Annotated in this window: 23 protein-coding genes and 1 other annotated feature; of the genes, 20 read left to right on the forward strand and 3 right to left on the reverse strand. The window is 38.7% G+C overall.

What is annotated here, in order from left to right:
• Positions 1 to 32: 32 nt before the first annotated feature.
• Positions 33 to 329 carry a hypothetical protein gene (locus KH893_RS03720; protein WP_281164800.1) on the reverse strand — a complete coding sequence of 99 codons (297 nt, stop codon included), beginning with the start codon at positions 327 to 329 and terminating at the stop codon, positions 33 to 35.
• 2 nt (positions 330 to 331) lie between these two features.
• Complete coding sequence (locus KH893_RS03725) at positions 332 to 760, reverse strand: HIT family protein (protein ID WP_281164801.1); 429 nt, start codon at positions 758 to 760, stop codon at positions 332 to 334.
• 110 nt (positions 761 to 870) lie between these two features.
• Here KH893_RS03725 and KH893_RS03730 point away from each other — a divergent pair, with 110 nt between their 5' ends.
• From KH893_RS03730 to trmB, 4 genes are all read left to right on the forward strand, one after another.
• Positions 871 to 1611 (forward strand): ABC transporter ATP-binding protein, encoded by a 741-nt coding sequence (locus KH893_RS03730; protein ID WP_281164802.1) that lies wholly within the window; start codon positions 871 to 873, stop codon positions 1609 to 1611.
• On the forward strand, positions 1604 to 2818 hold the full coding sequence (locus KH893_RS03735) for an ABC transporter permease (protein ID WP_281164803.1): 1215 nt from the start codon (positions 1604 to 1606) through the stop codon (positions 2816 to 2818). The genes KH893_RS03730 and KH893_RS03735 overlap by 8 nt, the downstream gene beginning before the upstream one ends.
• Positions 2819 to 2884: 66 nt before the next feature.
• Positions 2885 to 3685: a phosphotransferase family protein gene (locus KH893_RS03740; protein ID WP_281164804.1), complete on the forward strand. Its 801-nt coding sequence runs from the start codon at positions 2885 to 2887 to the stop codon at positions 3683 to 3685.
• Positions 3686 to 3749: 64 nt separating this feature from the next.
• Positions 3750 to 4397 carry a tRNA (guanosine(46)-N7)-methyltransferase TrmB gene (gene trmB, locus KH893_RS03745; RefSeq protein ID WP_281164805.1) on the forward strand — a complete coding sequence of 216 codons (648 nt, stop codon included), beginning with the start codon at positions 3750 to 3752 and terminating at the stop codon, positions 4395 to 4397.
• A gap of 62 nt (positions 4398 to 4459) precedes the next feature.
• On the opposite strand, the gene KH893_RS03750 is transcribed toward trmB, so the two are convergent.
• Positions 4460 to 4816, reverse strand: a complete 357-nt coding sequence (locus KH893_RS03750; protein ID WP_281164806.1) for a hypothetical protein — start codon at positions 4814 to 4816, stop codon at positions 4460 to 4462.
• 132 nt (positions 4817 to 4948) lie between these two features.
• Between KH893_RS03750 and KH893_RS03755 the strand changes: the two genes are divergently transcribed.
• The 16 genes from KH893_RS03755 to rplT all read left to right on the forward strand — a co-directional run bounded on the left by KH893_RS03755 (position 4949) and on the right by rplT (position 21581).
• On the forward strand, positions 4949 to 5266 hold the full coding sequence (locus KH893_RS03755) for a thioredoxin family protein (protein ID WP_281164807.1): 318 nt from the start codon (positions 4949 to 4951) through the stop codon (positions 5264 to 5266).
• 27 nt (positions 5267 to 5293) lie between these two features.
• The gene (gene ytpR / locus KH893_RS03760) at positions 5294 to 5938 is read left to right on the forward strand and encodes a YtpR family tRNA-binding protein (protein ID WP_281164808.1); all 645 of its coding nucleotides are present in this window, start codon (positions 5294 to 5296) and stop codon (positions 5936 to 5938) included.
• A 94-nt stretch (positions 5939 to 6032) separates the two neighbouring features.
• On the forward strand, positions 6033 to 8165 hold the full coding sequence (locus KH893_RS03765; RefSeq protein WP_281164809.1) for a DNA translocase FtsK: 2133 nt from the start codon (positions 6033 to 6035) through the stop codon (positions 8163 to 8165).
• A gap of 91 nt (positions 8166 to 8256) precedes the next feature.
• The gene (gene murC / locus KH893_RS03770) at positions 8257 to 9588 is read left to right on the forward strand and encodes a UDP-N-acetylmuramate--L-alanine ligase (RefSeq protein ID WP_281164810.1); all 1332 of its coding nucleotides are present in this window, start codon (positions 8257 to 8259) and stop codon (positions 9586 to 9588) included.
• A gap of 131 nt (positions 9589 to 9719) precedes the next feature.
• On the forward strand, positions 9720 to 10199 hold the full coding sequence (locus tag KH893_RS03775; RefSeq protein ID WP_281164811.1) for a MaoC/PaaZ C-terminal domain-containing protein: 480 nt from the start codon (positions 9720 to 9722) through the stop codon (positions 10197 to 10199).
• Positions 10192 to 10899, forward strand: coding sequence for a Bax inhibitor-1/YccA family protein (locus tag KH893_RS03780; RefSeq protein ID WP_281164812.1), 708 nt, complete (start codon positions 10192 to 10194; stop codon positions 10897 to 10899). Before KH893_RS03775 ends, KH893_RS03780 begins: the two co-directional genes overlap by 8 nt.
• 122 nt (positions 10900 to 11021) lie before the next feature.
• Positions 11022 to 13697 (forward strand): DNA polymerase I, encoded by a 2676-nt coding sequence (polA, locus tag KH893_RS03785; RefSeq protein ID WP_281164813.1) that lies wholly within the window; start codon positions 11022 to 11024, stop codon positions 13695 to 13697.
• A gap of 12 nt (positions 13698 to 13709) precedes the next feature.
• Positions 13710 to 14540: a DNA-formamidopyrimidine glycosylase gene (mutM, locus tag KH893_RS03790; RefSeq protein WP_281164814.1), complete on the forward strand. Its 831-nt coding sequence runs from the start codon at positions 13710 to 13712 to the stop codon at positions 14538 to 14540.
• On the forward strand, positions 14537 to 15136 hold the full coding sequence (coaE, locus tag KH893_RS03795; protein ID WP_281164815.1) for a dephospho-CoA kinase: 600 nt from the start codon (positions 14537 to 14539) through the stop codon (positions 15134 to 15136). The genes mutM and coaE overlap by 4 nt, the downstream gene beginning before the upstream one ends.
• 24 nt (positions 15137 to 15160) lie before the next feature.
• Entirely contained in the window at positions 15161 to 15667 is a 507-nt protein-coding gene (nrdR, locus tag KH893_RS03800; protein ID WP_281164816.1) for a transcriptional regulator NrdR, read from the forward strand.
• Positions 15668 to 15679: 12 nt separating this feature from the next.
• Positions 15680 to 17026: a DnaD domain protein gene (locus tag KH893_RS03805; protein ID WP_281164817.1), complete on the forward strand. Its 1347-nt coding sequence runs from the start codon at positions 15680 to 15682 to the stop codon at positions 17024 to 17026.
• A gap of 15 nt (positions 17027 to 17041) precedes the next feature.
• Positions 17042 to 17965, forward strand: coding sequence for a primosomal protein DnaI (gene dnaI / locus KH893_RS03810; protein ID WP_281164818.1), 924 nt, complete (start codon positions 17042 to 17044; stop codon positions 17963 to 17965).
• Between the two features lie 308 nt (positions 17966 to 18273).
• A complete protein-coding gene (thrS, locus tag KH893_RS03815) occupies positions 18274 to 20223 on the forward strand; it encodes a threonine--tRNA ligase (RefSeq protein ID WP_281164819.1) in 1950 nt (649 codons plus the stop codon).
• 41 nt (positions 20224 to 20264) lie between these two features.
• Positions 20265 to 20381: a sequence feature (ribosomal protein L20 leader region), on the forward strand.
• 48 nt (positions 20382 to 20429) lie between these two features.
• Entirely contained in the window at positions 20430 to 20936 is a 507-nt protein-coding gene (infC, locus tag KH893_RS03820; RefSeq protein WP_281164820.1) for a translation initiation factor IF-3, read from the forward strand.
• 22 nt (positions 20937 to 20958) lie between these two features.
• Positions 20959 to 21159 (forward strand): 50S ribosomal protein L35, encoded by a 201-nt coding sequence (gene rpmI / locus KH893_RS03825; protein WP_281164821.1) that lies wholly within the window; start codon positions 20959 to 20961, stop codon positions 21157 to 21159.
• Positions 21160 to 21221: 62 nt separating this feature from the next.
• The gene (gene rplT, locus KH893_RS03830; RefSeq protein WP_281164822.1) at positions 21222 to 21581 is read left to right on the forward strand and encodes a 50S ribosomal protein L20; all 360 of its coding nucleotides are present in this window, start codon (positions 21222 to 21224) and stop codon (positions 21579 to 21581) included.
• The last annotated feature ends 87 nt before the right edge of the window (positions 21582 to 21668 follow it).

Below are 21668 nucleotides of genomic sequence, written 5' to 3' on the forward strand. Positions count from 1 at the left end.
ACTTTTTATTCATGGTTCATTCGCGAAAGTCTTTATATTTTGAAAAATTTTTGCTGCAGCATTGCTAATCGTTCTAAAATTGGACTAATTTTAAATTGATATTCAATAAATGATTTTTCTAAGTCAGCTGTAAAAGTTGAATTGGCAAGCTCTTTTTCTAATAATTGAGTATTCTTATTAACTGCTTTTATAGAGTTGCCAATTTTTTGCAAAGCATCATTCAACTCCTGCTTTTCAGTTATGGATAATTGCTGTTGCTTAATGGTTCTATAGAGCCAGACACCAGCAGTTAAACTAGTTCCCAAAAACAGAAATCTTTTCCATCTCATAATTAATCCTCCAGTTGTTTTTTGATGGCATCGGCAATTGTTTGTAATTTTTCCGCATTATAAGTTGCTGAGTTATCTTTAAAAATCATTTTGAAGTCATCTTGATCGTTATAGCGCGGAATAAAGTGGATATGTGAATGAAAGACCGATTGATAAGCAACTTTGCCATTATTATTGATGATATTCAATCCCTCGATCGCTGGGTTGCTTGTTTTGATTGCCCGCGCAATTTTTGGTACTCTAGAAAAAACAGCCTCAGCTAATTGTTCATCATAAGCATAAATGTCAGTAACGTGCTTTTTGGGTACCAAGAGTGTGTGGCCTGGTGTCACTTGCGAGATATCAAGAAAAGCCTTGACCTCTTGATCTTCATAGACTGTGATACTAGGAATTTCACCGCTAACAATTTTACAAAAAATACAATCATCCATAAAAATAACCTTCTTTCTAATCCATTAATTTTAGTATACACTAACACTAGTAGAGCTTTTAAGCTAGTAATTAATAATTAGCATTTTTTTTGCTTAGAAAGGAGTATTCAATGGCACTTGAAATCAATAATTTAGTTGGCGGTTATTCACAGATCCCGGTTTTAAAGAAAATATCTTTTCAAGTCAGACCGGGTGAGTTGGTTGGCTTGATTGGCTTGAACGGAGCCGGTAAGTCGACGACGATCAATCATATTATCGGCTTGCTGCAACCCCAACAAGGCACAATTACAATTGATAATGTTACCTTAGAACAAGATCCGCGCAAGTATAAAAAGAGTTTAGCTTATATTCCGGAAATGCCGCTACTTTATCCAGAATTAACTTTAAAGGAACACCTTGACTTAACAATTAAGGCTTACGATTTAAATCTAACAACTGCTTGGGAGCTCGCTCGGCAGCTGTTGAAAATTTTTCGGCTAGACAATAAATTAAACTGGTTCCCAGCTAAGTTTTCAAAAGGAATGCGGCAAAAAGTTATGATTGTCTGTGCCTTTATTACCCAGGCTGATTATTATATCATTGATGAGCCATTTTTGGGTTTGGATCCGTTAGCGACGCGTGATTTACTGGAATTGATAACTAAGGAGAAAAAAAGAGGTGCTGGAATTTTAATGTCGACCCATGTTTTGAGTACTGCTCAGACAAAATGTGATTATTTTGTTTTGCTGCAGGTAGGACAAATTAAAGCACAGGGGAATCTAGCCGAACTGGAAAAACAATCACAAACAAGCTCGAATCAGTTAGAAGATATTTATTTTGCACTCACTAAGGAAGACAGACAACATGAATGAATTATGGAAAAAACGTAAGCAAAATTATTTGAATACTCTTTTGCGTTATGCAAAATATGTTTTGAATGATCATTTTGTGATTGCCCTCCTTTTTTTCATGGGCGGTTTGGCATTAGCTTATTCAAATCTGGTCAAAAGTTTGCCTGATCAGCCAAATTGGTGGGAAAAACCAGTAGTGATCCTTTGGTTATTGCTGTGGCTGCAGATTGGACGGTTAACAACTTTATTGCAGCCAGCAGATGTGATTTTTTTAGCCCCTGAACAGTACCAAATACCGGGATATTTAAGACAGGCCTTTAAACACTCATATCTGGTCGGTGCAAGCTGGCAAGTGGTTGCTTGGTTTATAACATTACCGTTAGTGGGACAGGGATTAAATTGGTCGTGGCCATTGTTGCTGGGGCTTTTAGTTTTGCAGTTGCTTTTAAAGCTGATTTGGCTGGTTGCCCAGCAAGATCAGGCCTTTAGTTGGGGAAAGGCCTCTGCTTGGCATTTATCAACAGCTAAATGGCTGCTGCCGCTAGTCTGTTTAGCTTTATATGTTTGGACCAGCAATTTATGCAGTCTTTTCTTGCCAGTGGTCGTGATCGCTGGACAAGTTTTATTACATCGATTTTCTAAAAGTAAAAGGATATTTAATTGGCAACAAATGATCAAAAATGAGCAGCAACGGATGCAATCAATTTATCGGGTAATTAATTTGTTCATTGATGTCCCGCAGATCAAAGGCCGAGTTTATCGTTTGCGTTGGTTGGATGGCTGCTTGCCATCGATTAAGAAATCACAAAATATTTATGATTTCTTGTTTTTGCGCAGCTTTTTACGTCGTAGTGAGTATAGTGGCCTATTTTTACGGTTAGTTGTTTTAGCAGGAATTTTACAGGTAATTCTAAAGGGGTTTTGGCTGCCAATAATCTTAGATCTGATTTTTATCTATTTAATTGGCTTTCAGCAGTTTCCATTATATTTTACTTTTGATGATAATGCTTTAACTTATCTTTATCCAGTCGACAAAGGGACCAAGTATCAAGCTTTTAAAAGATTGAATTGGAAATTAATGTTGGCGGCGACAGTGATTTTACTGGTGATTGGTCAGTTGATCGAGTTTGATCTTAAACGTTTGCTGTTTGAAGCTATTAGCGTTTTAATAGAAATTTGGTTACTGAACAATTTATTTTTATTGTCATATCTAAAAAAAAGAACTTGACACTTAGATTTAAAGTTTTGTAGACTATAATTTAGTTGAGTACTAAATCAGAGAGGACTGGCCGTCATGGACTTTAGACTAGATAACGGCTGGCAGATCAGACCAATCGGTGGCAGTACCGGAATGGCTTACATGGGAATTAATGAGGAACAGCAGAAGTTATTTATTAAACGTAATACTTCACCATTTCTGGCTGCACTGTCACTTGAAAAAATAACGCCGCGCTTAGTGTGGACAAAACACACTTCGACTGGAGATACACTAACAGCTCAGGAGTGGCTGAATGGGCGTTGCTTAAAAAGAGAAGAGATGAAAGATCCTGTCGTGGCAAAGCTGATTGCCAGGGTGCATCATTCGGCTTTGCTGAAAAAAATGCTACGGCAAGTTGGTGGGATCTATCTTTCTCCGGCAGATCTGCTCAGCAATTATTTTCGGGGATTAAGCAGTGACTTGCGGCATCATCCGTTATTAAAACAGGTTGCTAATTTTTTGCGGGCTAATCAGCCAATTTTAAATTTTCGTCATTATCAAGTTAGTCATGGTGATTTAAATCATAAAAATTGGCTACTTTCAGATAGTGGCCGTTTGTACTTAGTAGATTGGGAATCAGCGGCTTTAGCTGATCCAGCATTGGATTTAAGTATGTTAATGCGTCAGTATGTTCCACGTCAGGATTGGCAAGATTGGTTAATCAACAAGTATCAGATCAGAGTTGATCGGCAATTGGAAAAAAGACTTCAGTGGTATGAGATGCTGCAATTGTTACTTGAGATCAAGGATTTTCACCAGCGTGGTCGTTTCTTTGAAATGAACCGAAACATATTGGATTTAGCCAAGATATTTGAAAAAATTGATTTAAATCAATAAAACTTTTGGACATATTCAGAATTGAATGTGTCTGTTTTTGTTTTAGAGCAAGGAGGATAAATTTATGCGTTTGCGTAACAAACCTTGGGCGAAACCGCTGATTGCCAAACATCCAGCTATAATAGTGACTGATCCAGCGATTTATCGCGGAAAATGGCAATCACGATTTGCAAAAGAAGCCCCGCTTTATTTAGAGATCGGCATGGGCAAGGGAAAGTTTATCATTGAGATGGCAAGAAAACATCCTGAGAATAACTATCTTGGAATGGAACTACAGACTACGGTGGCAGCCGTAGCCCTTAAGAAACTCTTACAAATAGATGAGATGCCGACCAATCTCCAACTAGTTTGCGGCAATGGTAATCAATTACTGGATTTTTTTGCAGGTAGTGAAATCAATGGGATTTTTTTAAACTTTTCGGATCCATGGCTGAAAAAAAAGCAAGCTAAACGTCGCTTGACTTATCAAACATTTTTAAGTCAATATCAGCAAGTAATGGTAACAAATGGAAAAATTGAATTTAAAACCGATAATCAAGGTTTTTTTGAATTTTCAGTAAAAAGTTTAAACAATTTTGGCATGAAATTTGATGAGATTTGGTTAGATCTGCATCACAGTGAAGCCAGTGAAACCAATGTTATGACTGAATACGAGGAAAAGTTTAGCCAAAAGGGGCAACCAATCTTCAAATTGATTGCGCATTTTGACTAGTTTGATAAATCAAAAGCCTGAAAGCAAAAATCTTGCTTTCAGGCTCGTTATTGAAAATTTAATTAATTGCTAGCAATGGGATTTTTAAGATAATTACTGCGCTTTAGCTCCAGCACACTGCCAGTATTAGCATCAGCCAAAAAGTCATATTGAATCAACTGTTGATCTTCTAAACGTGAAATTCCACCACGATAAACATCTGCCTTTAAAGCAAAACGTTGAAAATGTTGTGGCTGCATGTTGATCCAAGAATCTTGGACTGGTGTCTCTGCTTGGAAAGCTGCCCGAATTTTTTTAAGGATTTGCTGAGGCGTTAGTTTGGTTGGCTGCTGGAGATTTCCGTTGGCTTGTAATCCGCTGATAAATCCAGCAATAGCACCAAAAATAAGTGGGAAAAAAATGTTGGTCTTGATTTTCATTGGGAAAACCTCCTCGGTAATTGTTTAAATTGAGTATAGCACAACTAAAAAAAGTGGTGCAAAAAATTATAAATTTTGGTTTCAAACGTAACTTGCTTTATAATAAAAGCAAACTTATTGGAGGTAGCGTTTATGCAAAAATTGGAAAAAATTGATCAGCAGACTTTGCAACAAAAATTTGCTAAGGGCAAGTTTGTCTTTTTCTTTGAAGCTGGTTGGTGTCCTGATTGTCAATTTATCAAACCTGCGATGCCAGAGATTGAAAAGGACTTTCCGCAATACAAATTTATAAAAATTGATCGTGATGAGAATCTTGATCTATGTCAAGAAATGGGGATCCTTGGTATTCCGAGTTTTGTTGTTTACGAAAATGGCAAAGAAATCAGTCGCTTTGTTAACAAAGATCGTAAAACTAAAGCTGAAGTTGAGACTTTTTTGACAAAGGCTTAATGATTAATTTTTGAGGGAGTTCTAGGAATGTTGATTACTTGTTATAACCCAGCTCAACTGGGAGATGTTTTGCTGGTAGTTTTAGGTCAAGCAAAGGCTGAACAAAGAGTTAGCCGGAAAGCAAACATTGTTCAAATTGCTGATCAGGAAACCGGCCAGATTATTGGTTTTAATTTTTTCAAAGTTTCCGAACTTTTAGGCGATTTAACTGCAACCGGTCAAATTGTTTTAAGTTTCCAGCAGTTGAAAAAATTAAACCAGGCATTACAGGCTGCGGGGATAGATTATACATTATTGGCTGATCAGGATGCTAAATTTGTGGTTGGCTATGTTGAAAAATGCGAACCACATCCAAATTCAAATCATTTGCACTTAACGCAAGTAAAGGTTGATAAAGATCAAGAATTACAAATTGTTTGTGGGGCACCTAACATAGCTGCTGGACAAACAGTGGTAGTAGCTAAAGTTGGTGCAATGATGCCCAACGGAGAAATTATTTGGCCTGGGAACTTGCGCGGTGCAATCAGTAATGGCATGATTTGTGCAGCTCGTGAATTAAAATTACCGCATGCTCCTCAAAAAAGAGGCATTTTAGTTTTGTCACCTGAGAAATATCAAGTGGGTTCAATTTTTGATCTGCACCAAGCTCAAAAAGCTGATTGGAAATTTTAAAAAGATCATGTTGGCCGGAATTTGTCAGTGGAAGCTGAATTTCCGGTTATTTATTTGAAGTGTGAGATTTTTAGTAAGACGAGGGGTATTAATTATGGAACATTATGATGGCCCAGCAATTTTCCGTTTAAAAAAAAAGCTGCCAGAACCTGAGCATTCAATTGCTGATAAAAAATTTAATCGGCAGACAAAAAGTGAATTGCATAACTTTCATCCAAGTTATGTTCCGCCGTCACTTCAGAATTTGCGTCAGCCAAAAGCTACTCCAAAATATCAGCAGATTTTAGCAGCAATGGTCAAGTCACCTGAAAGTTATTTGCTGTTTGAACCAGTTGCCACGGATGATTTAGCAAATGCCAAAGAAATTTCTGTGAAAAAGGATGTTTCCGCTAAATTGAGCTTAGCTACCAAGAACGTGACAGAAAATCAGCAAGTTTCAAATCAATCAACTAAAGCTGCTTATGAGCTGAGTAGGGATGATAAATCGTCAGTCTTCAAATCTTCAACAGGCAGTGATAACTCAGAAATAAATACATCGACAGGAACAGTAAATGTTAGACCAGCTATTCAGGTCCAAACTGATGGCCCTGCAGTAATTAAAGTTAAGCGAACTAATGAATCAAGTGAGGGCTCAAAGCAAGAATCAGTCGCAAAAGTTAAGTCGGCGATGATTTCTCGCCAGCCAGAGTTGCCTGTTAATACCGACTTGCAGCTACAAAAACAATCAAAGGATCAGCATTTGGGATTGATCGATCAGCCCAAAATTTTAGCGACTTCTGCCTTTAATTGTGATCAGCAAATTTCAACAGCTGAGACTGACAAGAAATTAAATTTGCCGTTAGAATTGTTACCAACGCCAATTTCAGCAATTGATCAATCGATGGACGATTGGGTCTTAAATGAAAGCGAAATACTTAATCAAACATTAGCCTCATTCCATGTTAAAGCCAGTGTTGACAACTGGACAGTTGGGCCGACAGTTACTCAATTTGAAATCAAACTTGCACCAGGAGTCAAAGTCAATAAGATTACCAATTTGAGTGATGATTTAAAATTAGCACTAGCTGCTAAGGATATTCGGATTGAAGCCCCAATTCCCGGGAAAAGCAGCGTTGGGATTGAAATTCCTAATCTGCAGTCACGTCCAGTCATGTTGGCGGAAATTCTTAATGCAAAAACTTTTCAGCAAGCAGCTTCACCTTTGACAGTTGCATTAGGGGTGGATTTATTTGGACAACCACGAATCATGGATCTGCGAAAAATGCCGCATGGCTTAATCGCGGGAGCGACTGGGGCAGGCAAATCAGTTTTTATTAATAGTTTGCTGATTTCTTTGCTGTATAAAACGACCGCTGATCAAGTTAGATGGCTTTTGATCGATCCAAAAGCTGTTGAACTAGCGGCTTATCATGATTTGCCCCAATTGTTAGCACCGGTTATTTCTGATCCAGCTGCTGCCACAGCTTCACTAAAATGGGTAGTTGAGGAGATGGAAGATCGTTACCAACGTTTAGCATCAGCTGGTGTACGAAATATTGAAAGTTATAATCAAAAGGCTGCTGAACACCAGCAGTTTGGTTTGCAATTGCCGTATATTGTCGTCGTAATCGATGAATTAGCAGATTTGATGATGGTAGCTTCTAGTGATGTCCAAAATTACATTGCCCGGATCACGCAAAAAGCGCGAGCAGCGGGAATTCATTTACTGATTGCTACTCAACGTCCCAGTGTTGATGTGGTAACTGGAACGATTAAAAACAACATTCCAACGCGGATTGCGTTTATGGTTTCAAGTCAAACCGATTCACGAACGATTCTCGATGCTGCTGGAGCAGAGCGGCTTTTAGGAAAGGGCGATCTGTTGTACTTAGGAAGTGGTTCAAGTCAGCCGATTCGTTTACAAGGTGCTTTTGTCGGCGATGAAGTTGATCGAATAACCGATTATTTGCGGCAACATTCACAGCCAAATTATGTTTTTGACCCGACAAGCTTAAAAGCAACTGTGCAAGCTGAAGAAAAGGAAGATGATCTTTTTCCACAAGTGATGGCATATTTAGTTAATGAAGACACAATTTCAACTTCAAAGTTGCAGCGGGTTTTTTCAATCGGTTATAATCGGGCGGCTGGTTTGATCGACGAACTGGAAACCCGCGGATATATTTCAGCAGCGCGCGGTTCTAAACCACGAAAAGTTTTCATTAAACAAGAAGATCTTACTGAAAATTGATTGAAAAAATCTTAACACAAAATCAGACTGTTTTATGGTAAACTTAGCAATGGTTGCAAACATGGTAAACAGCAATAAAGGAGATGCGATCATGGATAAGGAGACAACATATTTCTTTGTCGGAATCAAGGGTACTGGTATGAGCTCACTGGCGCTGCTTTTAAACGACAAAGGATTAAAAGTAACAGGTTCGGATATCGACAAGTATACATTCACTCAGCGCGGACTAGAACAAGCTGGGATTAAAATTTTACCTTTTGATGAAAAAAATATTCATTCTGGATTGACAATTATTCAAGGTAATGCTTTTGATCAAGATCATCCAGAGATTAAAAAGGCTCATGAATTAGGATTGCAAATTTTCAGCTACCCAGCAATGGTTGAAAAAATTATTCAGGAAACTACTAGTATTGGAATTGCTGGTTCACATGGGAAGACCAGTACAACTGGCTTACTAGCTCATGTTTTAAGCGGAATTGCTCCCACAAGTTATTTGGTTGGCGATGGCAGCGGCAAGGGTGTTCCGGCTGCACGTTTTTTTGTGTTTGAAGCGGATGAATATCGGCGTCATTTTGTAGCTTATCATCCAGATTATGTGATCATGACAAATATTGACTTTGATCATCCAGATTATTTTACGGGGGTTGAGGATGTATTTGATGCATTTACGACACTTGCCAATCAAACTAAAAAAGCAATTTTTGCTTGGGGTGAGGATAAATATTTACGGAATTTAAAAGCTTCGGTTCCGGTTCATTACTATGGGATAAAGGAAAACGATGAATTTCGTGCAGCTAATATTAAGCGGACAACGCAGGGGTCAACGTTTGATGTTTACCGCGAGGAAGAATTCTTGGGCAATTATAAAATTCCTTTATTTGGAGAACATAATGTTTTAAACAGCTTAGCAGTGATTGCGGTATCTTATTGTGAGCAAGTACCACAGGAAGAAATTAAACGTGAGTTATTGAGTTTTAAGGGTGTTAAACGCCGCTTTACTGAGAAAAAAGTGGCTGATATGACGATTATTGATGATTATGCTCATCATCCATCAGAAATCAAGGCAACTTTGGATGCGGCTCGGCAAAAATATCCTAAAAAAGAAATTATTGCTGTTTTTCAACCGCATACATTTAGTCGAACGATTGCTTTAATGGATGAATTTGCTGAAAGTTTGAATTTGGCAGACAAAGTTTTCTTGACAGATATTTTCAGTTCGATTCGTGAGCACAACGGAAGTGTTTCAAGTGACGATTTGGGCAGCAAGATATCAAAAGGTGGAGAAGTGCTTAAGCTTGATAATATGTCACCGTTACTTGATTTTCGTGATGCGGTGGTAGTCTTCATGGGTGCAGGTGATATTCAGAAGTATGAATATGCTTATGAACGCTTATTGAGCAATTTAAGTTTAAAAAATAATTAATACTTGTTTAAAATGCTGGAGAGCAAAGGCTTCCCGGCATTTTTATTGTGTCGAGTATGAGGTAATTAATTGAGAGATTTTAAGCAGTATGTTAGAATACAATCATAAAACTACTGGAGGTGGCGCAGTCGATGTCTGGTGATGGACAGAGATTTGGAAAAACGATTGATGAAATAGCAGAAGGAGAAACACTGACTGTCAATGAAAGTATTGACCACCAGCAGGTTTTGCTTTATTTAGGAATGACAGATGATCAAAACCCACTATATTCAAACATTGAATACGCTCGGCAACAAGGCTACCAAGCCAAAATAGTGCCAGGAATGTTAGTTACTAGTATTATTACAACAACAGTTTCAAAAATCTTACCGGGTCCAGGAAGTCAAATTGTTAATCTGGCAATCAATTATCTCAAACCTGTTTATCAGAATGAAAATTTGACATTTAGCTTGACAGTCATTAAAGTTGATAAGATGAAAGAGGTTGTAACGATATCTGTGACAGCTAATGAGCAAGTAAGTCGGGTTTTGGATGCTATTGTTATGGTCAAACCACCACATGAGGTTTTAAATGTGTCAAGAGTTACGATAGGAGTGAATGCTAATGAATGAAGATCAACAAAGAGTAATTATTAATCCCAATGAGGTGGGATTGCAGGGCTTTTTAGCTAAAATGTACGGTTTTATGGCTGGGGCAATTGCTATTTCTGCAGTGATTGCTTACCTAATTTCCAATGTCTTTTATACTCAAACAATTAATTTTATTGCACAGAATCAATTAATAGTTTGGATTCTTTTCGGTCTGCAGTTTGCCATTGTTTTGGGTATGTCGTTTAAAGCCGACCGCTCACCGGTCATGACAGCTTTTGGACTACTTTCGTATGCAGTAATTGAAGGTTTGTTTTTTGGTGTCATTGTGTCTGCCTATGCTAAGTTGGATGTAACGATGGCTTTTGTTGGAGCTGCGGCCGTTTTTGCTACGATGGCAGTGATTGGAACAACAACCAAAAAGGATCTTTCAAGAATTGGTACGCAAGCTTTGGCAGCTTTGATTGCATTAGTGATTGTTTCACTAATTAACATCTTTTTACAAAGTTCAGTGATCATGTTTGTTTTCTCATTTATTGGAGTTATTATCTTCACCGCGTTGACCGCTTGGGACGCACAGAAGTTTAAGCAGCTGTATTTTCAGACGGCGGGTCAGATCAATGAGAATAATCTGGCCTTAATGGGAGCATTGCAACTTTATTTGGACTTTATTAACTTGTTTATCAGTTTATTAAATATTTTTGGCGGTTTCAATCGCAATTAGTTTTAAATCGATTCTGAATTAGTCGTAGCTGTCGATGCTGCGACTATTTTTTTGCTGAAAACTATCGTTGGATCTTTTTCTTTGTTAAAATAAAGCTAGGAAAACAAAGGAGTTCGAATAGAATGAAGGAAACTAACAGATTATTATTGATCGATGGCAATAGTGTGGCTTTTCGGGCCTTCTTTGCTTTGCATCAATCATTGGAACGTTTCGTCAATCATGATGGGTTGCATACTAATGCAATTTATGGATTTAAAAAGATGCTGGATAATGTTTTGGCAACGGTTCAGCCGACCCATGTTTTGGTGGCGTTTGATGCTGGGAAAAAAACTTTTCGCACGGAAAAGTTTGCTGCTTATAAACAAGGTCGTGCCAAGACGCCAAGCGAATTGAGTGAGCAATTTCCTTTTTTAAAAAAGATGTTGAGTGCTTGTGGAATCATTAGTTATGAATTGATCAATTATGAAGCTGATGATATTATCGGCACTTTGGCTACTCAAGCAGAGGCACAAGATTTTCAAGTAACAATCGTCACTGGTGATCGTGATTTGACACAATTGGCAACAGCCAAAACGACGGTTGCAGTTAATCAAAAAGGTGTTAGTGAAATTGAAAAATATACCCCAGCTCATGTGCAGGAGAAGTATGGGCTGGCGCCCGCTCAAATTGTTGATTTAAAAGGTTTGATTGGTGATAACTCAGACAACTATCCAGGTGTAACCAAAATTGGTGAAAAAACTGGTTTACGCTTGTTGCATCAGTTTGGCTCAATTGAAGAAATTTATCAAAACCTTGACCAGCTTAAGCCTTCAAAAATGAAAGAAAATCTAATCAATGAAAAACAGCTGGCTTTTTTATGCAAGGATTTAGCACAAATTAGACGCGATGCGCCAATTGAAATTAAATTGGAACAGCTTAAATGGGATGGACCGGATATTGAAAATTTGCGTGAATTTTATCTTGCAATGGATTTTCGCAGCTTTTTAAGACAAATGGCAGTTGATGGTCAGCTCAAAGATCATCAAGCGACTGTTGAACAAGAAAAGTTGACTTATCAGTTGCTTGAACAGGCCAAGCTAGCTAATTTGCCGGTTGCACCAGCACAAATCGCATTTTATTTAGAAATGAGCGGGGAAAACTATCATACTGCTAAATTTGCCGGTTTTGCCATCAAGGTTGATGACAAATACTACGTTAGCCGGCAAACTGAATTATTGAAGCAAGCTCCATTAAAAAATTGGTTAGAAAATCAGCAAACTAGTGTTAATTTATTTGATGCTAAACGAACGATTGTTGGGCTACGCCGGCTTGGTATCCATTTGCAGCAGGTCGATTTTGATCTGTTACTGGTTTCTTATTTATTAGATACCAGTGATAACAGCAATGATTTAGGTAAGTTAGCTCAACAGCATGATTATTATCAAGTAGCAAGCGATGAAGAGATTTATGGCAAAGGCGCAAAATATGCGATCCCCAGCGAAGATTCACGGCTTTTTGAGCATCTTTGTCATAAAGTTCAGGCAATTGCCAGGCTACAGCAGCCATTATCAGCTAAATTAGAGGCAAATCAGCAATTAGAGTTATATTTGAAGATTGAACGTCCGTTGACTTTTGTTCTAGCTGAAATGGAAATTACTGGGATCAAAGTTGACCCGCAAAGGCTGAAAACGATCAGCAGCAAATTGATCGAACAGCTTAGTGATCTGGAAAAAGCAATTTATAATGAGGCTGGTGAAGAATTTAACATCAATTCTCCTAAACAATTAGGAGTGATTCTATTTGAAAAGCTGAAATTGCCAGTTATTAAAAAGACTAAAACAGGGTATTCAACTGCAGTTGGTGTTTTAGAGAAGTTGCGCGGGATGGCACCAATTGTTGATCATATTTTAAAATACCGTCAATTAGCTAAACTGCAATCGACTTATATTGATGGTTTATTGAAGGTCATTTCTGCCAAAGATCAAAAGATTCATACTCGCTATACGCAAACCCTGACAGCTACTGGTCGCTTATCTTCTGTTGATCCTAATTTACAAAATATTCCAATCAGATTGGAAGAGGGCCGTCAAATTCGACAGGCATTTATTCCGAGCCATGCCGGTTGGAAAATTTTTTCTTCGGATTATTCACAGATTGAACTGCGGGTTTTAGCTCATGTTTCGCATGATCAGAATATGCAGGCAGCCTTTAAAGCTGGTGCTGATATTCATGCCAGCACGGCTCGACAGATTTTTGGCTTGGCCGATGATGCAAAGGTAACTGCAAATTTGCGTCGTCAAGCAAAAGCAGTTAATTTTGGAATCGTTTATGGTATTAGTGATTATGGTTTATCGCAAAATGTTGGAATTTCGCGTCAACAGGCCAAAAAGTTTATTGAACGTTACTTTGAAGTTTTTCCAGGTGTTCATCACTATATGCAGGAAATTGTCAAAAAAGCTCATGCTCAAGGATATGTTGAAACACTTTTCAAACGGCGGCGTTATCTACCGGAAATTAAAAGCAAAAATTATAATTTACGATCCTTTGCCGAACGGACAGCGATGAACACTCCAATTCAAGGCAGTGCAGCTGATATTATCAAAGTTGCGATGATCAGGATGCAACAAGCGCTGCAAGCAAATCATCTGCAGGCTAAAATGTTGTTGCAGGTTCATGATGAATTGATCTTTGAGTCACCTGCTGACGAAATTTTGCGATTGAAAGAATTAGTTCCAGGGATCATGGATAGTGCCGTGAAACTTGAAGTACCGTTAAAAGTTGAAAGTGCTTGCGGAGACACTTGGTTTGAAACAAAATAGGAGCGAAAAATTATGCCGGAATTACCTGAAGTTGAAACCGTCCGTCGTGGCTTGGAAAAGTTGGTCGTTGGTCAGCGAATTACTGCCGTTGATGTTCGTTACCCTAAAATTATTATTGGCGAGCCGGCCAAATTTTGCCAAACTTTAAATAATAAAAAATTGTTATCAATTGGGCGGCGTGGAAAGTTTTTACTGTTTAATTTCGATCAAAATCTGACAATGGTTTCACATTTGCGAATGGAGGGAAAATATTTCATTCGTCAAATTGACCAGCCGCTTGAAAAACATACTCATATTATTTTTCAGTTGGCTAATGGTCAGCAGTTACGCTACAATGATGTACGAAAATTTGGGCGAATGCAATTGGTCAAGACTGATCAAGTTCAAAATTTACCAAATTTGCGTAAATTAGGACCAGAGCCATTGAGTGATGATTTTAAGCTGAGAGATTTTGCAATTAAACTTTCGCATTGCAAAAAGGCAATTAAACCAGCACTTTTGGATCAGACCATCGTTGTTGGCCTTGGAAATATTTATGTTGATGAAGTTTTGTGGCTCAGCCAGCTCAATCCTTTGACCGGCTGTAATGAGTTGACTGCTAAACAAGTTGCTAATCTTTTTCAGAATATTATTCAAGAATTGACAGCAGCGGTCAAAGCTGGTGGCACAACAGTTAGAACTTACACCGACGCTTTTGAACATTCAGGAAAATTTCAGTTTGCTCTGCATGTTTATGGAAAGGAGGGCCAGCCTTGTCAGCGCTGTGGGACAAAAATTCAAAAAATTCGGGTTGCTCAACGTGGCACGCATTTTTGCCCGCAATGTCAGCAAGTGCCATCATGAGTTTTGTCTTAGGTTTAACTGGCGGTATTGCTGCTGGGAAAACAACAACTGCGAAAATCTTTCAGGAATTTGGGGCAATGATCATTGATGCTGATCAAGTTGCTCGCCAAATTGTTGTACCGCAAACACCTGGCTGGCGGCAGATCAAAGCACAATTTGGTGAAGCTTTTATTTTACCCAATCAGCAACTTGATCGAAAAAAGTTAGGCCAATTGGTTTTTGCTGATCGTCGCCAATTGGTAAGACTTGAGCAGATTACTGGACCATTGATCAGAAAAGAGATTCAACAGCAACTGCAGGAATTAAAAAAGCAACGGCCACGATTGATTATTTTGATGGTTCCGCTTTTATTTGAAGGGGGTTATCAAAGCTATTGCGATCAAACGATGACTATTAGTTTATCTGAACAGCTGCAAGTCAAACGTTTAATGGAACGTAATCATTTGAGCAAAGAATCAGCTGAAAATCGGCTAGCTGCTCAAATGTCGACTGAAAAACGGGATCAACTGGCAGATTTTGTGATCGATAATTCGCAAGGATTTGCTCATTTGCGAAGTCAAGTGATAAAATGGCTACAGGAAAAGCAGTTTGTTTAAAGAAAAATTAATGAGGTGGATTAAATGAGATGTCCTCATTGTCAGCACAATGGATCACGAGTCGTTGACAGTCGTCCAACTGATGACGGAAAGGTTATTCGACGGCGACGTGAATGTGAAGCATGTGGTTTTCGTTTTACTACATTTGAAAGAATTGAAGAAACACCTTTATTAGTGATTAAAAAAAATGGTGAACGTGAGGAGTTTAGTCGTGATAAGATTTTGCGGGGAATTATCCGATCAGCAGAGAAAAGACCGGTTGGGATGGATAAGATTACCCAAATTGTTGACCAAGTTGAAACTAAGATTCGCTCTTTAGGTGAAAATGAAGTTTCTAGCCAGCTGATCGGTGAATACGTAATGGGATTATTAGCAGATGTTGATGAAATTTCTTATATTAGATTTGCCAGCGTTTATCGGCAATTTAAGGACATGAGTGTCTTTATGAAAGAACTGAAAGAAATGATGGCTCGTGATAAGAAAAACTCACAAGATGATGATGATTCAACTGACAAATCAGCAAAAAAGTAGTAGGTGGGGGTAATGGTACAAAAAGTAGAATTTAGTCCGCAAACTCAATTTGAATTAACTGCTCCTGAACGAATCCTCGCCGGAGATCAGGAAATTGTACTGTGGCTTTATCAACCATTGCTTGGTCCGACAGCCAGCAGTTTGTATGGTTTATTCCAAACTTGGGTAGTGGCTAAACCGGTAACTGGATTTTGTTATCAGTTGTTAGAGCAATTAAATAGTGGTTGGCAGAGTTTCACTGAAGCTTTACAGCATTTAGAAGCACTTGGCTTATTGCGAACCTTTGTTAGAGAAACTGATTTTGAAGGGGAATTATTGTTTTCACTCCAGCGACCGCAACAACCAAGCAGTTTTTTTAAAGATGATTTGTTAAGAAGCTTATTGCTAGAAACTGTTGGTGAGCAGCATTATCGACGATTGGCGGCGCATTTTTTCTCAGCAGGTGATCAACAGTCATTTACTGGCAAAGAAATCTCCAAGAATCTGCTGGATGTTTTTCAAGTTGCTGCTAAAGATTTGACGCATGCTAGTTTGGTAAAAATCAACCAGCCTGCAAAATCAGCTTCAGCGGTCAATAAGTCTGCTAGTACTTTAGATGTTCCTTTGCTCAAGCAATTGCTAAGTAAATCATTTGTCGATCAGGCCCAAGTTTGGCAGCACCAATCAGCGTTGAGGACGGCAAGCTTGGTTTATGGTTTGGATGAGATCAAAATTGTCCATCTGTTGGAAAATGCGGCAAATGTTCAAACTGATCAAGTTGACTTTAAGTTGTTTTTTCAATTGTTGCATGCCAGTCAAGCATTGCAGCCAACCGATAGCAATAAAAAAAGTGCTAGTGAATTGGATAAAGCAACAACGTCAGCCAGTAAAACTGATACTTTTGCACAACAGTTGTTGACTGCTTGTCAGGCCTATGCTCCTAGCGAATTTTTGCAGACGCTCAAAGCTGAAGCCGGAAGTTTTGTCACAAGTTCAGAACGCAACTTGATTGATCGGTTTGGCGGTTTAGAGTATTTGTCTCCAGAGGTGATCAATGTTTTAATCTATTATATGATCATTGATCGTGACATGCCGAGCTTAAATCGAGCTTTCTTTGAAAAAGTAGCTGCTGATTGGAAGAGAAAAAAAGTTACTAATGCCCGAGCAGCTCTCAGCCAAATTCGCCAGGTTAAAGAGAAGGCTTTAACTAACCAACAAAGTAAAGACCAGCGAAGACAAGTATTTCGTTCAAAACGGATCATTCAAAAGGAAAAATTGCCTGATTGGGCACGAGAAGGTTATCAGCTAACGAAAAAGTCAGCTTCATCTGAGCAGGAAATCAAAAAAATTGAAAAAGAACTCAAAAAGTTTAAAAAATAAAGGATGGTGTGATCAATGCACGATATCGGCAAACAGTTTGAAAATGAATTGGATAAGCATAACTGGAACAAAGATTATCAGCAACTGATAAAAGCAGCTTTTGCTGATCCAGAAGTTCGGGCATTGATTACTGCTCATCACGATGAACTGACCACGGCTGATTTGAAAAGAAGCGCTAGCAAGGTTTATGAGTTTGTTACGGCTAAAAATCAATTGAAGACCGGTCAGACAACTTTAGCACCTGGTTATGTACCGCAGCTGCGCGTCGTTGATCATTCGTTTGAAGTTAGCTATGTGCCTGGTCAGCAACTGCAAGAACAACACAAACAGGTTCAGCTGCAGCAGCGAATTCAACTGGTAAATCTGCCGAAGTCCTTGCGGCGTGCCCAACTAGCCAATTTTGAAGTAGCTGGTCGTCAAGAAGCAGCTGTCGCAGCAGTAAACTTTGTGAAAGCTTATTTGGACTCACCGCAGACTTTTCATCAGGGCTTATACTTGTCGGGTAGTTTTGGAGTCGGCAAAACTTATTTATTAGCAGCAATCGCTAATGGTTTGGCTGCGGAAGGATATCGTTCTTTACTAGTTCATTTTCCATCTTTTGCGGTTAACCTAAAAAATTCAATTGGAACAGATCGGACACGAAACTTAACGGAAAAGTTAAAGAACACGCCGGTTTTAATGATTGATGATTTGGGTGCTGATCAATTGTCTAGCTGGATTCGCGATGATGTTTTAGGAGTTATTTTGCAATATCGGATGCAAGAACAGCTAGCCACATTTTTTAGTTCGAATTTATCGCTTAAAGAATTGCAGGACGGCTACTTAACAGTTAATAATCGTGGAGAAGCTGAACCGCTAAAAGCACAACGCATCATGGAAAGAATCCGTTACTTAGCACAAGAGATCAGGATGGTCGGGAGAAATCGGCGCAATCCGTAGTTTTTTTAAGAAAACTTGAATTTTGGTGGGAAGCGTGTTTTAATAAGAATTAATTGATGTGGAAGATAAACGGTTGTTAAATTACAGGGATGGCAGGATTGATTGAGAACTTGCTGCTTAACGACTTACCACTTCCATTTACAGCTTAGTTAAATGCTGGGCCGGATCGTTACCGTTAATGACGGATTGAGGGGATCATTTATTTGATCCTAGAATTTGGGTGGAACCACGTAAATTTGCGTCCCAAGCAGATAGTTAAAATGTCTGTTTGGGATTTTTTTATTGAAAAATTTAGGAGGTAATAATTTATGGCAAAAATCAAAATTGAATTTCCTGATGGCAAGTCTAAAGAGTTTGAAGCGCTAACGACAGTTAAAGTTGTTGCAGCATCAATTAGCAACAGCTTGGCTAAAAAAGCGGTTGGTGCTCGTTACAATGGTGAATTGGTAGGCTTAGCCCATCAATTAACAGCTGATGGCTCAATTGAAATTTTGACTAAGGACCAACCGACTGCTTTACCGATCCTTTGGCAAACCGGGGCAGTTGTTTTGGGCGCAGCTTTAAGTCAGTTATATCCGCAAATGAATTTTGGCGAAAATGCGGCAACTGAGCACGGATTCTATGTTGATACTGATAATCAGGCTGGTCAAGTTGCTGAGACTGACTTTGAAAAGATTGCTAAAGAGGTTAGCAATCTGGTTAAAAAAGCTTTGCCTTTGGAAGAAGTTTCATATGATGTTGCTGAGGCACTTAAACTTGTCGGGGATGATCCTTATCGGCAAGATTTAATCAAAGCAAATGCACAAGAACACCAAGTTAAGGCAATTAAATTAGGCAGTTTTGTTGATTTTTCGGCAACTGCGGTCTTACCTAATAGTTCAGCCTTGAAATTTTTTAAAGTTTTATCAGTGGCCGGAGCTTATTGGAAAGGTGCTTCAAGTAATCCAATGCTTCAGCGGGTTTACGGAACGGCTTTCTTTAAACAAGCCGATCTTAATGCTGAGTTAGAACGGCAAAAAGAAGCTCATGAACGTGATCATCGGGTGATTGGAAATGAACTAGATTTGTTCTTCGTTGATCCAAAAGTTGGAGCAGGGTTGCCTTATTGGATGCCAAAGGGAGCCACGATCAGAAGAACAATTGAACGTTACATTATTGATCGTGAAGTTGCAGATGGATATCAGCACGTTTATACCCCGGTTTTAGCTAATTTGAATGTGTATAAGCAATCCGGCCACTGGGCACATTACCGTGAAGATATGTTTCCGCCAATGGATATGGGTGATGGTGAGATGCTTGAACTCCGGCCAATGAATTGTCCATCGCATATTCAAATCTACAATCATCATATTCGTTCCTACCGTGATTTGCCATTGCGGATTGCAGAATTAGGGATGATGCATCGTTATGAAAAATCTGGTGCTTTAACTGGACTTTCTCGAGTGCGTGAGATGACTTTGAATGATGGCCATACATTTGTAACACCAGATCAAATTGAATCAGAATTCAAAAAGATTTTACAATTGATGGTTTCAGTCTACCAAGACTTTGATATTACTGACTATCGTTTCCGACTAAGCTATCGGGATCCCAAAAATAAAGTAAAATATTTTGATAACGATGAAATGTGGGAGAAATCTCAAAAAATGTTGAAAGCTGCGATGGATGATCTAGGTTTGGATTACTTTGAAGCTGAAGGTGAAGCAGCCTTTTATGGCCCTAAATTAGATGTTCAGACTAAGACAGCACTCGGTGGAGAAGAAACATTGTCAACAATCCAACTAGACTTCTTATTGCCAGAAAGATTTGATCTTCATTATGTTGGTACTGATGGTCAAGAACATCGGCCGGTAATGATCCATCGTGGTATCGTATCGACTATGGAACGGTTTGTGGCTTATCTGACAGAAATGTATAAAGGTGCTTTTCCAACATGGTTGTCACCACAACAGGTAGCTTTGATTCCAGTAAATAATGATCTTCATTTAGATTATGCTCATAAATTAGCTGATCATTTAGTGGCAAATCATGTGCGAGTCCAAATTGATGATCGCAACGAAAAAATGAGTTATAAAATTCGTCAAGCTCAGGTTAATAAAATTCCTTATACTTTAGTGGTTGGTGATAAAGAAGTTGCAGCTAACCAAGTATCTGTTCGGCGCTATGGTGAAGAGAAGACCCAGTCAATGAGTTTTGCTGATTTTGAAAAAGAAGTTCTAGCAGATATTACTTCTTACAGTCGTCCCAATGAAAACTAAAGCTTGACATCTTTTTAAACAATTGGTAAGCTTAATAGGTTGAGAAAAAGCAGAAGCACCCGCTTCTCGCCTGACAGACAAAAGCCTGTGGGCCGATGAACGATAATATAGTTTTGCTGTGCGGGTAGCTTTGGTCAAAGCTACCCGTTTTCTGCTACATTTCTCGGAAAATTAATTGGAGGTGAAAGACCATAGCAATCGATAAAATGGTTAACGAAGGCATTCGTGCCCGTGAAGTTCGGCTGATTGCCAGTGATGGTTCACAGCTGGGAGTTAAGTCTAAGCAGGAAGCACTAAAAATTGCTGAAAGTGCAAATTTAGACTTGGTTTTAGTTGCTCCTAAAGCCAAACCACCAGTTGCCAGAGTCATGGATTATGGAAAATATCGGTTTGAGTTGCAGAAAAAGCAGCGTGAAGCGAGAAAAAAGCAAAAAGTTATTAATGTCAAAGAAGTACGTTTAAGCCCAACAATCGATGTTAATGATTTTAATACCAAGACGAAAAATGCTCAGAAGTTTTTGAGCAAAGGTGATAAAGTCAAAGTATCAATTCGTTTTAAGGGTCGAGCAATTACTCATAAGGAAATCGGTTATGATGTATTGAACCGTTTTGCTAAAGCAGTGGCAGAAGTTGCTACTGTCGAATCAAGGGCAAAAATGGATGGACGGAGTATGTTTATGATGCTCGCTCCGCAGACCGAGAGTAAGGCTTAATTATTTAGGAGGAAATTGGATTATGCCAAAACAAAAAACACATCGCGCATCAGCAAAACGGTTTAGCCGGACAGGCAAAGGTGGTTTGAAGCGCTTTAATGCTTATACAAGTCATCGTTTTCATGGAAAAACTAAGAAACAACGTCGTCAATTACGGAAGGCATCAATGGTTTCTAGCTCAGATATGAAACGAATCAAGCAGATGCTGTCACAGATGAAATAATTGGCAGCTGCAGCTGTCTGATTTATCGCGAATATTGGATCGGAGTTTAAGGAGGAATTATTATGCCACGTGTTAAGGGTGGAACAGTTACACGTCAACGTCGTAAAAGAATTATTAAATTAGCAAAAGGTTACCGCGGTGCCAAGCACTTACAATTTAAAGCTGCTAAGGAACAGGTTTTAAAATCATATCAATATGCTTTCCGCGATCGTCGGAAAAATAAAAGCAACTTCCGTAAGTTATGGATCGCACGGATCAATGCTGCAGCTCGAATGAATGATATCAGTTACAGTCAATTGATGCATGGCTTAAAGGTTGCTGGAGTTGAAGTAAACCGTAAAATGTTAGCTGATTTAGCTGTCAACGATGGAGCTGCTTTTAGTGTGCTTGTTGATGAAGCAAAAAAGGCATTGGCTAAATAAGAACATTTTGTCTAAGAAGGTCGGGATCATTTTTTTGATCCGGGCCTTTAATTTTAGTCAAACAGTCTTGATTATTTGATAGTGATT

Source organism: Liquorilactobacillus sicerae (genome assembly GCF_029916425.1).
In the GTDB taxonomy this organism is placed as follows: Bacteria; Bacillota; Bacilli; order Lactobacillales; family Lactobacillaceae; genus Liquorilactobacillus; species Liquorilactobacillus sicerae.